A 14,942-nucleotide genomic window follows, 5' to 3' on the forward strand; every position below is an offset into this window, starting at 1 on the left:
TGCTCATACCGCTCCCTGCTCGCGGAGGGCGCCGATCTCGGCGGGGCTGAGTCCGAGTTCGGAGAGGACGGCGGTGGTGTCGGCGCCGTGGGGCCGGCCGGGCCAGCGGATGCCTCCGGGGGTCTCGGAGAGGCGGAAGAGGACGTTCTGCATCTTGATCGGGCCGAGTTCGGGGTCCTGCACCTCGGTGACGGTGCCGAGCGCCCGGTACTGGGGGTCGGCGACGACGTCCCGGATGTCGTAGACCGGGGCGATCGCCGCCTCCGCCTTCTCGAAGGCGTCCATGGCCTGGTCCCGGGTGTGGCGGGCGATCCACGAACCGACCACCTCGTCCAGGACGTCCGCGTGCTCGGCCCGGCCCGTGCCGTCGGCGAACCACGGCTCGTCGATCAGATCGGGGCGGCCGACCAGGACCATGACGCGTTCGGCGATGGACTGGGCGGAGGTCGAGACGGCGACCCAGGAGCCGTCGGAGGTGCGGTACGTGTTGCGCGGGGCGTTGTTGCGGGATCGGTTGCCCGTGCGGGGCTGGACATAGCCGAGTTGGTCGTACCAGAGGGGGTGGGGCCCGATGACCGAGAGCATCGGTTCGATGATCGCCATGTCGACGACCTGGCCGCGCCCGGTCGTCGTCCTCGCGGTGAGCGCGGTCATCACGGCGTACGCCGTGGCCAGGGCGGCGATCGAGTCGGCCAGGCCGAAGGGGGGCAGGGTGGGCGGGCCCTCGGGCTCGCCGGTGATGGCGGCGAAACCGCTCATCGCCTCGGCGAGGGTGCCGAAGCCGGGGCGGTGGGCGTACGGGCCGAACTGGCCGAAGCCGGTGACCCGGGTGAGGACCAGACGCGGGTTGACGGTGGAGAGCTCCTCCCAGCCCAGGCCCCAGCGTTCCAGGGTGCCGGGGCGGAAGTTCTCCACGATCACGTCGGCGTCGGCGGCGAGCGCGAGGAGGGTGTCCCGGCCGCCGGGCGAGGAGAGATCGAGGGTGATCGCCCGCTTGTTGCGGCCCAGGACCTTCCACCAGAGACCGATGCCGTCCTTGGCGGGGCCGTGACCACGGGACGGGTCGGGCTTCCGGGGGTGCTCGACCTTGACCACGTCGGCGCCGAAGTCGCCCAGCATCATGGCGGCGAGCGGGCCGGCGAAGAGGGTCGCGAGATCCAGGACGCGCAGGCCGTGCAGGGGGGCACGAGGTGTGGGCGCGGCTGCGGGGGAGGGCGCCGCGGGGGTGTGCGGGGTGGTGGTCATACGCGGTCGGTCTCCCTCTCGGTCTCGTCGAGGGAGCCGAAGGCGGCCTCGATCTCGGTGCGGAACGGCATCGACGTCGACGCGCCCTCGCGCTGGACGGAGAGCGCGGCGGCGGTCCCCGCCCAGGCGAGGGCCTCGGGTGCGGGGCGGCCCTCGCCGAGGGCGACCGCGAGCGCGCCGACGAAGGTGTCGCCGGCCCCGGTGGTGTCCACGGCCCGGACGCGGGGCGCGGGCACCGTCACCGGATCGGCGCCCCGGACCGCGTACAGGCTGCCCGCCGCCCCCAGGGTGATGACGACCTCGGGGACGTCACGGAGCAGGGCCAGGGCGGCCTCGCGGGGGTCGGTCAGGCCGGTGAGCGCGGTGGCCTCGTGCTCGTTGGGGACCAACAGGTCGACGGAGGCGAGGAGTTCGGGCGGGAGTGGCTGGGCGGGGGCGGGGGTGAGGACGGTACGGACGCCGAGGCGGCGGGCGGTCGCGGCGCCCTCCACGACGACGGACAGGGGGAGTTCGAGTTGGAGGAGCAGGGTGTCGGCGGTGCCGATGAGGGCCTCGTCGCCGTGGTCGAGGGAGGTGACGGTGCCGTTCGCGCCGGGGACGACGACGATCGCGTTGCCGCCCTCGTCGTCGACGACGATGTGCGCGGTGCCGGAGGCGCCCTCGGCGGTGCGCAGGAGGTCGGTGTCCACCGAGCAGTGTTCGAGGGTGGCCCGGAGCCGGGTGCCGAAGTCGTCGGCGCCGACCGCGCCGATCATCGACACCTCGGCGCCGGCGCGCGCGGCGGCGACGGCCTGGTTGGCGCCCTTGCCGCCGGGGATCGTACGGAAGGAGCGGCCGGTGACGGTTTCGCCGAGGGCCGGGGCCTTCGGCACGTAGGCGACGAGGTCCATGTTGGTGCTGCCGAGTACGACGATGCTGGTCATGGGCGTACTGCCTCCAGATGGGTCAGTTCGGCCAGGGTGTCGAAGCCGATGCCGTCGAAGGACGGGACCGAGGTCGCGAGACGGTTCTTGAGGGGGGAGGTCCAGCGCTCGGGCAGCCGGTCGGGGTGCCCGGCGAGCAGCCCGGCGACCGAACCGGCGGTGGCGCCGTTGGAATCGGTGTCCCAGCCGCCGGAGACCGCCGCGCAGACGGAGCGCGTGAAGTCGCCGTCGGCGTGGGTGAGGGCCGCGGCGAGCAGGGCGGCGTTGGGGACGGCATGCACCCAGTGGTACCCGCCGAGTTCGGCGTGCAGGCGGTCGACGACGGTGTCGAAGTCGGGGATGTCGTGGGCGAGTCCGATCCCCCGGCGGACCGCCTGCGCGAGGCGGGAGCGGGGTGGGATCACGGCGAGTCCCTCGGCGAGCGCCTGATGGACGTCGGCGGTGCCGGTCGCGGCGGTGGCGAGGGTGGCGGCGACGAACATGGCGCCGTAGACGCCGTTCGCGGTGTGGGTGAGGGTGGCGTCGCGGTACGCCTGCTCGGCGGCGGCGCGCGGGGCGCCCGGGTGCGTCCAGCCGTGGACGTCGGCCCGGATCTGGGCGCCGATCCACTCGCGGAACGGGTTGCGGTGGACGGCCGTCAGCGGGGGTTCGATCCCGTCGAGGAGATTGCGGTAGGCGACGCGCTCGGCCGTGAAGGCGCGGCCCGCGGGCAGCTCGTCGAGCCAGAGGCGGGCGACGTCGGCGGTGGTGAAGTCGCGGCCGTACCGCTGGAGGAGCAGCAGATTGAGGAGGGGGTAGTTGAGGTCGTCGTCCTCGGGCATCCCGTCGATGTTCTCGGCGAGGGAGGTCGGGGCGGAGCGACGGTTCCAGGGGTGCGCGGTGAGCAGCTCGGGCGGGACGCCGCGGGCGGTGAACCAGGTGGAGAGGGGCCAGTTGCCGGTGGCGCGGGCGAGGGCGCGGATGGCTGTGAGGGGGAGCTTCTCGACGGGCTTGCCGAGGAGGCAGCCGGCGGCGCGGCCCAGCCAGGCGGCGTGCAGGCGGTCGCGGAGGGCGGTGTCTTCCCCCACCCCGCCCCTTCCCGAAACCCTGACGCGACCGGGGCCGCCCCCGAACCCCCGGGATCGCGGCGCTTCGCGCGCGAGGAACGGCCCGGCGGGGGCGCTGCCCCCGGACCCGCGGTGCCTCGGCTTTTCGTCCTCGGACCCGGGGGACCCCGGTGATGCGTACCCGGACCCGGGGGACCCCGGTGATGCGTACCCGGCCCCGGGGGACCCCTGTGTTTCGTGCCCGGTCCCGTCAGGGGCCGGGGGAGGGGCGGTGCGGGGGGTCGTCAGGGATCTGATCTCCGGTAGGGATGTCGGTTCCCGGAGGAGCAAGGGGGCCGGGAGAGCCGACAGGGCGTCCAGGAGGCTCTCGGCCAGGGGGCGGAGGTCCGGGCGGGGGGTCGGTGATGCGCCGGCCTCGGGTGGGGCAGGGGGGCCGCCGGCCCGCTGCCAGCGGGCGGCGACCTCCTGCGCGTCGCGGCCGTCCTCCGCCGCCTGGCGGAGTTCATGGCCCACCAGGTCCTCCGGCTGGACCCAGGTCAGGCGGAGGTTCATCGGGCGGCCGCGCCGGTCAGGGCGGCGAACGCCTGCTCGTGGGACCGGCGGCGTTCCCGGTCCTGGGTGAAGATCTCCTGGGCCACCGCCGTCAGCGCCCTCGCCGGGGCGTGGAGGTCCAGGCGGCTCGCCTCCGCGACCTGCTTCGCCCAGTCCGAAGGCACCGCCGACTCGCCGTGCAGCGCGCCGACGACCGCGCCCGCCATCGTCGCGATCGAGTCGCAGTCACGGCCGTAGTTGACGGCGCCCAGGACCGTACGGCGGAAGTCGCCCTCCCCGACGAGGAGCATGCCGAGGGCGATCGGGAGTTCCTCGATCGCATGGAGGCGGGACGGGCGCCGGGCGCCCAGGCCCGGCGCGCGGTAGTCGCTGCCCACCGAGTCGAAGGGGGCCACCGCCTTGCGGAGCGGGGTCAGCGCCGACTCGAAGTCCCTGTGCCGGGACGCCACTTCCGCCACGGCCTCGATCGCCGACCGCGTGCCGTCCTTCGCGAGCGCCAGGGCAGTGCCGACCACCGACGACGGGGTGGCGCCCGGCACGCACGCCGCCGCCACCGCCGCCGCGAACACTCCCGCCGCCTCACGGCCGTACGAGGACTGGTGCGCGCCGGCGACGTCGAGGGCCTCGGCGTACGCGGCCTCCGGGTGGGCCGCGTTGACGAGCCCGACCGGGGCCATGTACATCGCGGCGCCGCAGTTGACGATGTTGCCGCTGCCGGCCTCGCGCGGGTCCACATGGCCGTAGTGGAGACGAGCCACCAGCCACTTCTCGGCCAGGAAGATCCGCTGGAGCGGGAGTGCCTCCGCCTCCAGTTCGGGGATCCAGACGGGGGAGCCCATCAGGTCGGGGACGAGGTGGTCCGCGACCGCGTAGGCGTCGAGGTGGCCGCGGACCTTCTCGTACACCCTGATCAGGGCATGGGTCATCAAGGTGTCGTCGGTGACGTGCCCGTCGCCCTTGTGGTACGGGGCGATGGGGCGGGCGGTCCGCCACGCGTCGCCGTTCCAGGGGCCGACGATCCCGGTGACGCGGCCGCCGTGGCGTTCCACGATCTGCTCGGGGGTGTAGCCCTCGACGGGGCCGCCGAGCGCGTCGCCGACGGCGGCCCCGAGGAGACTTCCGGTGATCCGGTCATCCAGCGTGGGTGTCACTGTGGTTGTCGCTGTGGGGGTCATGTCGGAATTGTCCACCCGGGGTGGCCGGTTCCGTGGCTGCGAGCAGCCCGGCGAGTTCGACCAGATCCGTCCCCGCGAGCCGGGGCAGCGCGCAGCCCGCCAGCGTCCGGCACGCTTCGCGCCAGGTCGTCGGCACCGAACGGCCCCCGCCCAGCGCCCCGGTGAGCGCGCCCGCCAGGGCGGGAGCGGAGTCGGCGACCCGGGAGAGGCAGACGGCGGCCGGCACCGCGGCCGTCATCTCGCCCCGGGCGGCGGTGGCGAGGGCGAGCGCCACCGGGACGGTCTCGGCGGCGGCGATGCCGTAGCTGTAGACGTGGTCCACGATCTGGTGCTCCAGGAGCGGGACCAGCTCGAAGGCCGAACCGGCGGTCTGGGCGAGCTTCACCGCGTAGCGGGCGTTGCGGCCGATCTCGGTGACGGGCGGGAGTTCGGCGAGGGAGGCCTCGACGGCCTCGTCGACCGTCGCCCCGCCGAGCGCCGCGGCGACGGCCGCCGCCATCGCGCGGGCACCGTGGACTCCGTCGCCGTCCTGGGTGTACCGGGCGTCGAACTCGGCGAGTTCGGCGGCGGCGCGGGGGTCGCCGGGGTGGACGACGGCCAGGACGACGGCCCGGACGCAGGCCGCGTCGTCGAAGAAGTGCGGGTTGTCGTGGCCGGTGGCGGGCGGGCGCAGGCCGGTGGCGAGGTTGCCGAGGCCCGCGCGGACGGAGATCCGGGCGCGGAGGGGGAGAACGGCGGACTCGACCTCCGGGGCGCGGTCGGCGGCGGCGGCGACCTGTCCGGCGAGGGCGTTCCAGGTGAGGTCGACGGCGGCGCGGAGTCTGCGCTCCGGGGGGAGGCCGGTGAAGACCGGGCCCGAGGCGGTGAGGATCGCCTCGGCGGTGAAGGCCGCCCACTCGGCGTCGTCGGAGGGGCCGAGACGGAGGGGTTCGGGGGGCTGGTTGAGGGCGATGGGGACGGGGAGGGTGGTCGTGGCGTTCTGTTCGGCGAAGGTGTCGAGTTCGCGGGTGAGGCGGCGGGTCCACTCGGGCATGCGGGCGGCGCGGTGCCTGGCGGCGGGCCATCCTGCGGCGTCGCCTGCGGCGAGGCCCAGGAGGAGGCCTTCGATCGCGTCGCGCGGTGGCCTGCGGGGGGCCTCGGGCTGTCGGGCCTCATGGGCGCCGCCCCATGAACCCGTGCCGTGGGGTGGGGCGAGGTCCAGCGAGTCGGTGCCCGGCACCGGGGTCACCGTCAGGTCCTGGTGGGCGCCGAGCAGGGGGCCGGTATCCGGCAATGGGTGCTGTGCCCACCCTCCCCCAGACTCCGTCTGGGGGTTCCCCCACCGCCCTGCGGAACGATTGCCCACAGCGGTGGGGGCGTTGCCCGCGGAGGCGAGGGAGTGGCCCGCGTCCACTGCTGCCGTCGTCGTGTCGGCGCTCATCAGGATTCTCCCTCCGGGGTCAGGAGGTCGGCCACGTCCAGGACGTGGTAGCCGCGCATGGAGGGGAGGCAGCTGCCGGTGACGGGGGTGATGGCGGAGGCCCATTCCTCGGGGATCGACCGCAGTCCGCCGGCCGCGCCGGCCAGCGCGCCCGCCACCGCCGCCGTGGTGTCGGCGTCGCGGCCCATGTTGACGGCCGTCAGGACCGCCGTACGGAAGTCGCCCCGGGCCGCCGCGAAGGCGCCGAACGCCAGGCCCACCGCTTCCGGGGCCAGGTCCGTCCAGGGGTAGCCGCCGATGACGACTGCCGAGCGGACCTGGCGTTCGCGGGTGAGCGGGTCCGGCTGGACGCGCTGGGCGGCGACGACCGCGCGGCGCAGCGAGCGGGCCGTCCACGAGTCCATCGGGACGGCCGAGAGGGCCGCCGCGATCACCGAGGTCACGCCCGCTCCCGTCATCGCCGCCGCGACGCCCGCCGCGACCGCCTGGCCGCCGTAGATGCCCTCGCCGTCGTGGCTGACGCTGCCGTCGATCGCGACCAGTCGGGCCGCCTCCGCCGGGCGGCCCGCAGCGAACACCCCGAACGGCGCCGCCCGCATGGCGAGACCGTCGCTCCAGGCGTGCCGGTGCTGCGCGGAGATCGGCGCGGCGAGGCCCCGGCGCAGGTTCTCCAGGGTGCCGCGCTCCGAGAAGCCCGCGCCCCGGAACGGGCCTTCGTCGAGGTCGGCGATCCAGTGGTGCCAGGCCCGTTCGACGTGGTGGACGGTGAGCGCCGAGCCGTGCCGGGCGAGGAGCAGCGCCGAGAAGATGGCGTACTCGGTGTCGTCGGTGCCCGCCGGGCTGTCCGTCACGAAGCCCTCGATCCGGCCCCAGCGGCGGCGGATCTCGGAGGGCCGCATGTTCTCGGCGGGCGCGCCGAGCGCGTCGCCGACGGCGAGGCCGAGGAGTGCCCCTCTCGCCCGCTCGCGCACATCGCATGCCGTGGTGGTCACCATGTCCGTGGCCCCTTCCTCGGTGGGGGCGCATCGATGGCGCCCCGATGTCTGGATCTGTGCCACCGCGGGCCGGGAACTCGCTGAAGAAACGTCTCTGTCACCCGCCTGACACCTCGCCAGAACCCGGTTCACGCAGCAAGGCACGCCTTAGTAAGTACGGCCTGCCTTGCTGGCGCGCCCCTTACATCGCGCGTATTTTCGAGGGTGTTGGGGGCGGCGGGTGCAACCCGGCCCGCCGGAACGAGGGGAGAGCCATGTCCATCATCGAAGCTCAGGCGCCACTGCACGAGGCCCACCGCGACAACCACACGCACCGTGATGTGAACGGCGGTTGGCTGCGTCCGGCGGTGTTCGGGGCGATGGACGGACTCGTGTCCAACCTCGCCCTGATGACCGGTGTCGCCGGCGGCGCGGTCTCCACGCAGACCGTCGTCATCACCGGCCTCGCCGGACTCGCGGCCGGTGCCTTCTCCATGGCGGCCGGCGAATACACCTCCGTCGCCTCGCAGCGCGAACTCGTCCAGGCCGAACTGGACGTCGAGCGCCGCCAGTTGCGCAAGCACCCGATCGACGAGATGGAGGAGCTCGCCGCGCTCTACGTCTCCCGCGGCGTCGAGCCCGCGCTCGCCCGCGAGGTCGCGATGCAGCTGTCGAAGGACCCCGAGCAGGCCCTGGAGATCCATGCCCGCGAGGAGCTCGGCATCGACCCGGACGACCTGCCGTCGCCGATGGTGGCCGCGGTCTCGTCCTTCGGTTCCTTCGCGCTCGGCGCGCTGCTCCCGCTGCTCCCGTATCTGCTCGGGGCGACCGCGCTCTGGCCCGCCGTACTGCTGGCGCTCGTCGGGCTCTTCGCCTGCGGCGCGCTCGTGGCCCGGGTGACCGCGCGCGGCTGGCTCTTCAGCGGTATGCGACAGCTCGTCCTCGGCGGCGCCGCCGCGGCCGTCACGTACGGGCTCGGCGTGCTCCTCGGGGCCGCGCTGTAACCCGTCCCGTACGCAGGGGGGACCGGGTGCGGAATCCGCACCCCCACAGAAGGCCGAGAGGCTCCCGAAAGGGGCCTCTCGGCCTTTTCGTGGCACCTTTTCGGGATGTAAGCCTCGTATCGGCTGTGACGTATATCCCTGGTCCGATCCGTCGAAGCGATGAGACACTATGCATGACGCCACATATGTAGCCGGTTACTCGGCGGTTTCGAACCCGTGACCAACGGGAATGAGGCATGAGCGTCGCTGGGCAATGAAGCCCACACAGTGACGGGTCGCCGAAGACCCGGAGATCCTCCGGATCACTTCGATCCGTCCCCGCGAGACAGGCCTCTGACCTCGCAAACCACAGGTGAACCCACACCACCGCTCCGTGTCGGTGGTGTCCGCATGTTGGAATGAGCTATCCACTTCGCGAGAAGCCAGCCATCATGTAACCTGCACGAAATTTCGCGGAGGGCCAACGTCGTCCCTCGGCAGTAGCTCCCCCAGACGTGGTCTGGGAGGTGCCCCCAGCCACGACGACGACGGGAGAGCCGATGCGTTCCGACGCCTGGTCGCCCATGGACGGTCGCCCTGCTCAGCAGGGAATGTACGACCCCCGTAACGAACACGACGCCTGTGGTGTCGGGTTCGTGGCCACCCTCACCGGTGTAGCCAGCCACGCGCTGGTCGAGCAGGCGCTGACCGTACTGCGCAACCTCGAACACCGCGGCGCCACCGGCTCCGAGCCCGACTCCGGTGACGGCGCCGGCATCCTGTTCCAGGTCCCGGACACCTTCCTCCGCGAGGTCGCCGGATTCGAACTCCCCGAGGCGGGCGCGTACGCCGTCGGCATCGCCTTCCTCCCCGAGGACGGCACCGACGAGACCGCCGCGAAGATCGAGGCGATCGCCGCCGCCGAGGGCCTGAACGTCCTCGGCTGGCGTGAGGTCCCCGTCGCCCCCGAGCTCCTCGGCGCCTCCGCCCGCTCCACCATGCCGGTCTTCCGCCAGCTCTTCGTCGCGGACGCGGCCGGCGAGGCCACCGGCATCGCGCTCGACCGCAAGGCCTTCGTCCTGCGCAAGCGCGCCGAGCGCGAGGCCGCGACGTACTTCCCGTCGCTCTCCGCCCGCACCATCGTCTACAAGGGCATGCTGACCACCGGCCAGCTGGAGCCCTTCTTCCCGGACCTGTCGGACCGCCGCTGCGCCACCGCCGTGGCCCTGGTCCACTCCCGGTTCTCCACCAACACCTTCCCGAGCTGGCCGCTGGCCCACCCGTACCGCTTCGTCGCCCACAACGGTGAGATCAACACCGTCAAGGGCAACCGGAACTGGATGACCGCCCGCGAGGCCCAGCTCGACTCCACCGTCTTCGGCGAGGGCTCGCTGGACCGGATCTTCCCGGTCTGCACCCCGGACGCCTCCGACTCGGCCTCCTTCGACGAGGTCCTGGAGCTCCTCCACCTCGGCGGCCGCTCCCTGCCCCACGCGGTCCTGATGATGGTCCCGGAGGCGTGGGAGAACCACGAGACCATGGACCCGGCCCGCCGCGCCTTCTACCAGTACCACTCCACGATGATGGAGCCCTGGGACGGCCCGGCCTGCGTCACCTTCACCGACGGCGTCCAGGTCGGCGCGGTCCTCGACCGCAACGGTCTGCGCCCCGGCCGCTACTGGGTCACCGACGAGGGCCTCGTCGTCCTCTCCTCCGAGGTCGGCGTCCTCGACATCGACCCCGCCAAGGTCGTCCGCAAGGGCCGCCTCCAGCCCGGCAAGATGTTCCTCGTCGACACCGCCGAGCACCGCATCGTCGAGGACGACGAGATCAAGGCCGCCCTCGCCGCCGAGAACCCGTACGCCGAGTGGCTGGAGACCGGGGAGATCGAGCTCTCCGACCTCCCCGAGCGCGAGCACATCGTGCACACCCACGCCTCGGTCACCCGCCGCCAGCAGACCTTCGGCTACACCGAGGAAGAACTCCGCGTCATCCTCGCCCCGATGGCCCGCACCGCCGGCGAGCCCCTCGGCTCCATGGGCACGGACTCGCCGATCGCGGCCCTGTCCGCCCGGCCGCGGCTGCTCTTCGACTACTTCACCCAGCTGTTCGCGCAGGTCACCAACCCGCCGCTGGACGCCATCCGCGAAGAGCTCGTGACCTCGCTGCGCTCCTCGCTCGGCCCCCAGGGCAACCTCCTTGAGCCGACCCCCGTGTCGTGCCGCAGCGTCACCCTGCCCTTCCCGGTGATCGACAACGACGAGCTGGCCAAGCTCATCCACATCAACGCCGACGGCGACATGCCCGGCATGAAGGCCGCGACCCTCTCCGGCCTCTACCGGGTCTCCGGCGGCGGCGAGGCCCTCGCCGCCCGCATCGAGGCCATCTGCGCCGAGGCCGACACCGCCATCGAGGGCGGCGCCCGCCTCATCGTGCTCTCCGACCGGCACTCCGACGCCGAGCACGCGCCGATCCCCTCGCTGCTGCTCACCGCGGCCGTCCACCACCACCTCATCCGCACCAAGCAGCGCACCAAGGTGGGTCTGCTCGTCGAGGCGGGTGACGTCCGCGAGGTCCACCACGTCGCCCTGCTCATCGGCTACGGCGCCGCGGCGGTCAACCCGTACCTCGCCATGGAGTCCGTCGAGGACCTGGTCCGCGCCGGCACCTTCATCGAGGGCCTGGAGCCCGAGCAGGCCATCCGGAACCTGATCTACGCGCTCGGCAAGGGCGTCCTCAAGGTCATGTCCAAGATGGGCATCTCCACCGTCGCCTCCTACCGCGGCGCCCAGGTCTTCGAGGCCGTCGGCCTCGACGAGACCTTCGTCGCCACGTACTTCAACGGCACGGCCACCAAGATCGGCGGCGCCGGTCTCGACGTCGTCGCCAAGGAGGTCGCCGCCCGCCACGCCAAGGCGTACCCCGTCTCCGGCGTCCCCTCGGCGCACCGCGCCCTGGACATCGGCGGCGAGTACCAGTGGCGCCGCGAGGGCGAGCCGCACCTGTTCGACCCGGAGACCGTCTTCCGCCTGCAGCACGCCACGCGCAACAAGCGGTACGACATCTTCAAGCAGTACACGGACCGGGTGAACGAGCAGTCCGAGCGGCTGATGACGCTCCGCGGCCTCTTCGGCTTCACCTCGGACCGCCCCGCGATCTCCGTCGACGAGGTCGAGTCGGTCGCCGAGATCGTCAAGCGCTTCTCCACCGGCGCCATGTCGTACGGCTCCATCTCCCGCGAGGCGCACGAGACCCTCGCCGTCGCCATGAACCAGCTGGGCGCCAAGTCCAACACCGGTGAGGGCGGCGAGGACCCGGACCGCCTCTACGACCCGGCCCGCCGCTCCGCGATCAAGCAGGTCGCCTCTGGCCGCTTCGGCGTCACCAGCGAATACCTGGTCAACGCCGACGACATCCAGATCAAGATGGCCCAGGGCGCCAAGCCCGGCGAGGGCGGTCAGCTGCCCGGCCACAAGGTCTACCCGTGGGTCGCCAAGACGCGTCACTCGACGCCCGGCGTCGGCCTCATCTCGCCGCCGCCGCACCACGACATCTACTCCATCGAGGACCTGGCTCAGCTGATCCACGACCTCAAGAACGCCAACCCGGTCGCCCGCATCCACGTGAAGCTGGTCTCCGAGGTCGGCGTCGGCACGGTCGCCGCCGGTGTCTCCAAGGCCCACGCGGACGTCGTCCTCATCTCCGGCCACGACGGCGGAACGGGCGCCTCGCCGCTCACCTCGCTCAAGCACGCGGGCGGCCCCTGGGAGCTCGGCCTCGCCGAGACCCAGCAGACCCTGCTGCTCAACGGTCTGCGCGACCGGATCGTCGTCCAGACCGACGGCCAGCTCAAGACCGGCCGCGACGTCGTCATCGCCGCGCTGCTCGGCGCCGAGGAGTTCGGTTTCGCGACCGCGCCGCTCGTCGTCTCCGGCTGCGTCATGATGCGCGTCTGCCACCTGGACACCTGCCCGGTCGGCATCGCCACCCAGAACCCGGTCCTGCGCGACCGCTTCTCCGGCAAGCCGGAGTTCGTCGTCAACTTCTTCGAGTTCATCGCCGAAGAGGTCCGTGAGATCCTCGCCGAGCTGGGCTTCCGCACCCTCGAAGAGGCCGTCGGCCACGCCGAGCTGCTCGACACCAGCCGCGCCGTCACCCACTGGAAGGCGCAGGGTCTCGACCTGGAGCCGCTCTTCTACGTGCCGGAGCTGCCCGAGGGTGCGGTCCGCCACGCCCTGATCGAGCAGGACCACGGTCTGGAGAAGGCCCTCGACAACGAGCTGATCCAGCTCGCCGCCGAGGCCCTGAACGCCGCCTCCGCCGAGGAGGCCCAGCCGGTCCGCGCCCAGGTCGCCATCCGCAACATCAACCGCACGGTCGGCACCATGCTCGGCCACCAGGTGACGAAGCGGTTCGGCGGCGCCGGCCTCCCGGCCGACACCATCGACATCACCTTCACCGGCTCGGCGGGCCAGTCGTTCGGCGCCTTCCTGCCGAACGGTGTCACCCTCCGCCTGGAGGGCGACGCCAACGACTACGTCGGCAAGGGCCTCTCCGGCGGCCGGGTGATCGTCCGCCCCGACCGGGGCGCCGACCACCTCGCCGAGTACTCGACCATCGCGGGCAACACCATCGGGTACGGCGCGACCGGCGGTGAACTGTTCCTCCGCGGCCGCACCGGCGAGCGCTTCTGCGTCCGCAACTCCGGCGCCCTGGTCGTCTCGGAAGGCGTGGGCGACCACGGCTGCGAGTACATGACCGGTGGTACGGCGGTCGTCCTCGGCGAGACCGGACGCAACTTCGCGGCCGGCATGTCGGGCGGTGTCGCCTACGTCGTCGACCTCGACCGGGACAACGTCAACTCCGGCAACCTGGGCGCGATCGAGACCCTGTCGGACTCCGACAAGGCGTGGCTGCACGACGTCGTGCGCCGCCACCACGAGGAGACCGGCTCCACGGTCGCCGAGAAGCTGCTTGCCGACTGGGCCGTGAACGCGGACCGGTTCAGCAAGATCATCCCCACCACGTACAAGGCAGTGCTCGCCGCCAAGGACGCCGCTGAGCTCGCCGGTCTCTCCGAGGCCGAGACCACCGAGAAGATGATGGAGGCGGCGACCAATGGCTGACCCCAAGGGCTTCCTGTCCACCGGTCGCGAGGTCGCCAAGACCCGCCCCGTGGGCGAGCGCGTCCGGGACTGGAACGAGGTCTACGTTCCCGGCTCCCTGCTGCCGATCATCAGCAAGCAGGCCGGCCGCTGCATGGACTGCGGCATCCCGTTCTGCCACAACGGCTGCCCGCTCGGGAACCTGATCCCCGAGTGGAACGACTACGCCTACCGCGAGGACTGGTCGGCGGCGCAGGAGCGCCTGCACGCCACCAACAACTTCCCGGAGTTCACCGGCCGCCTGTGCCCGGCACCGTGCGAGTCCGCGTGCGTGCTCGGCATCAACCAGCCGGCCGTCACCATCAAGAACGTCGAAGTCTCCATCATCGACAAGGCGTGGGACGCCAACGACGTCAAGCCGCAGGCGCCCGAGCGCCTCTCCGGCAAGACCGTCGCCGTCATCGGCTCCGGCCCGGCGGGTCTCGCCGCCGCCCAGCAGCTGACCCGGGCCGGCCACACCGTCGCCGTCTACGAGCGCGCGGACCGCATCGGAGGACTCCTCCGGTACGGCATCCCCGAGTTCAAGATGGAGAAGCGGCACATCAACCGCCGCATCGAGCAGATGCGCGCGGAGGGCACCAAGTTCCGCACCGGCGTCGAGATCGGCCGCGACATGCCGGCGACGGCGCTCCGCAACCGCTACGACGCGGTCGTCATCGCCGCCGGCGCGACCACCGCCCGCGACCTGCCCGTCCCGGGCCGTGAGCTGGCCGGCATCCACCAGGCGATGGAGTACCTGCCGCTGGCGAACAAGGTCGTCGAGGGTGACTTCGTCGCCCCGCCGATCACCGCCGAGGGCAAGCACGTCGTCGTCATCGGCGGCGGCGACACCGGCGCCGACTGCGTCGGTACGGCCCACCGCCAGGGCGCGGCCTCCGTCACCCAGCTGGAGATCATGCCCCGACCGGGCGAGGAGCGGAACCCGGGCCAGCCCTGGCCGACCTTCCCCATGCTGTACAAGGTCACCTCCGCGCACGAGGAGGGCGGCGAGCGGGTCTACTCCGTCTCCACCACCCACTTCGAGGGCGACGAGGACGGCAACGTCCAGTTCCTCCACCTCGTCGAGGTCGAGTTCGTCGAGGGCAGGCTGACCCAGAAGCCGGGCACGGAGCGCAAGATCCCCGCCCAGCTGGTCACGCTCGCGATGGGCTTCACCGGCACGGACGTGGAGAACGGCCTGGTCGCCCAGTTCGGTCTGGACCTCGACGAGCGCGGTAACATCGCCCGAGACGCGGACTTCGCCACCAACGTCGATGGCGTGTACGTCGCCGGCGACGCCGGCCGCGGTCAGTCCCTCATCGTCTGGGCCATCGCCGAGGGCCGCTCCGCCGCCCGCGGCGTGGACCGCTACCTGACCGGAGCCAGCTCCCTGCCGGCCCCGATCCGCCCGACGGACCGTTCCCTGACGGTCTGATCCGCCGGATCACCCCGAAAAACGTCCCGTACAACGACGTACGGA

Annotated in this window: 9 protein-coding genes; 3 read left to right on the forward strand and 6 right to left on the reverse strand. The window is 72.5% G+C overall.

Translation table 11 applies throughout. From position 1 onward, the window contains the following. Positions 1-3 precede the first annotated feature (3 nt). Genes OG259_RS30470 through OG259_RS30495 form a run of 6 tightly spaced genes read right to left on the reverse strand, consistent with a single transcriptional unit; the run spans position 4 to position 7,356 of the window. Entirely contained in the window at positions 4-1,245 is a 1,242-nt protein-coding gene (locus OG259_RS30470) for a CaiB/BaiF CoA transferase family protein (RefSeq protein ID WP_328945164.1), read from the reverse strand. Beyond that, entirely contained in the window at positions 1,242-2,168 is a 927-nt protein-coding gene (rbsK, locus tag OG259_RS30475; RefSeq protein WP_328945165.1) for a ribokinase, read from the reverse strand. The genes OG259_RS30470 and rbsK overlap by 4 nt, the downstream gene beginning before the upstream one ends. Next, positions 2,165-3,766, reverse strand: coding sequence for an ADP-ribosylglycohydrolase family protein (locus tag OG259_RS30480; protein ID WP_328945166.1), 1,602 nt, complete (start codon positions 3,764-3,766; stop codon positions 2,165-2,167). The genes rbsK and OG259_RS30480 overlap by 4 nt, the downstream gene beginning before the upstream one ends. After that, positions 3,763-4,941: an ADP-ribosylglycohydrolase family protein gene (locus tag OG259_RS30485; RefSeq protein WP_328945167.1), complete on the reverse strand. Its 1,179-nt coding sequence runs from the start codon at positions 4,939-4,941 to the stop codon at positions 3,763-3,765. Before OG259_RS30485 ends, OG259_RS30480 begins: the two co-directional genes overlap by 4 nt. Beyond that, positions 4,898-6,361: an ADP-ribosylglycohydrolase family protein gene (locus tag OG259_RS30490; RefSeq protein WP_328945168.1), complete on the reverse strand. Its 1,464-nt coding sequence runs from the start codon at positions 6,359-6,361 to the stop codon at positions 4,898-4,900. Before OG259_RS30490 ends, OG259_RS30485 begins: the two co-directional genes overlap by 44 nt. Next, on the reverse strand, positions 6,361-7,356 hold the full coding sequence (locus OG259_RS30495) for an ADP-ribosylglycohydrolase family protein (RefSeq protein ID WP_328945169.1): 996 nt from the start codon (positions 7,354-7,356) through the stop codon (positions 6,361-6,363). The genes OG259_RS30490 and OG259_RS30495 overlap by 1 nt, the downstream gene beginning before the upstream one ends. 254 nt (positions 7,357-7,610) lie before the next feature. Between OG259_RS30495 and OG259_RS30500 the strand changes: the two genes are divergently transcribed. The 3 genes from OG259_RS30500 to OG259_RS30510 all read left to right on the forward strand — a co-directional run bounded on the left by OG259_RS30500 (position 7,611) and on the right by OG259_RS30510 (position 14,897). Further along, a complete protein-coding gene (locus OG259_RS30500) occupies positions 7,611-8,339 on the forward strand; it encodes a VIT1/CCC1 transporter family protein (RefSeq protein WP_328945170.1) in 729 nt (242 codons plus the stop codon). Between the two features lie 539 nt (positions 8,340-8,878). Next, positions 8,879-13,444 (forward strand): glutamate synthase large subunit, encoded by a 4,566-nt coding sequence (gene gltB, locus OG259_RS30505; protein ID WP_328945171.1) that lies wholly within the window; start codon positions 8,879-8,881, stop codon positions 13,442-13,444. Next, complete coding sequence (locus OG259_RS30510) at positions 13,437-14,897, forward strand: glutamate synthase subunit beta (protein ID WP_328945172.1); 1,461 nt, start codon at positions 13,437-13,439, stop codon at positions 14,895-14,897. Before gltB ends, OG259_RS30510 begins: the two co-directional genes overlap by 8 nt. The last annotated feature ends 45 nt before the right edge of the window (positions 14,898-14,942 follow it).

It is taken from the genome of Streptomyces sp. NBC_00250, from assembly GCF_036192275.1.
Taxonomy (GTDB): domain Bacteria; phylum Actinomycetota; class Actinomycetes; order Streptomycetales; family Streptomycetaceae; genus Streptomyces.

Excerpts from the sequence above, each read along its gene's own strand:
- OG259_RS30470 (WP_328945164.1), bottom strand. The coding sequence starts at position 1,245 with ATGACCACCACCCCGCACACCCCCGCGGCGCCCTCCCCCGCAGCCGCG.
- rbsK (WP_328945165.1), bottom strand. The coding sequence starts at position 2,168 with ATGACCAGCATCGTCGTACTCGGCAGCACCAACATGGACCTCGTCGCC.
- OG259_RS30480 (WP_328945166.1), bottom strand. The coding sequence starts at position 3,766 with ATGAACCTCCGCCTGACCTGGGTCCAGCCGGAGGACCTGGTGGGCCAT.
- OG259_RS30485 (WP_328945167.1), bottom strand. The coding sequence starts at position 4,941 with ATGACCCCCACAGCGACAACCACAGTGACACCCACGCTGGATGACCGG.
- OG259_RS30490 (WP_328945168.1), bottom strand. The coding sequence starts at position 6,361 with ATGAGCGCCGACACGACGACGGCAGCAGTGGACGCGGGCCACTCCCTC.
- OG259_RS30495 (WP_328945169.1), bottom strand. The coding sequence starts at position 7,356 with ATGGTGACCACCACGGCATGCGATGTGCGCGAGCGGGCGAGAGGGGCA.
- OG259_RS30500 (WP_328945170.1), top strand. The coding sequence starts at position 7,611 with ATGTCCATCATCGAAGCTCAGGCGCCACTGCACGAGGCCCACCGCGAC.
- gltB (WP_328945171.1), top strand. The coding sequence starts at position 8,879 with ATGCGTTCCGACGCCTGGTCGCCCATGGACGGTCGCCCTGCTCAGCAG.
- OG259_RS30510 (WP_328945172.1), top strand. The coding sequence starts at position 13,437 with ATGGCTGACCCCAAGGGCTTCCTGTCCACCGGTCGCGAGGTCGCCAAG.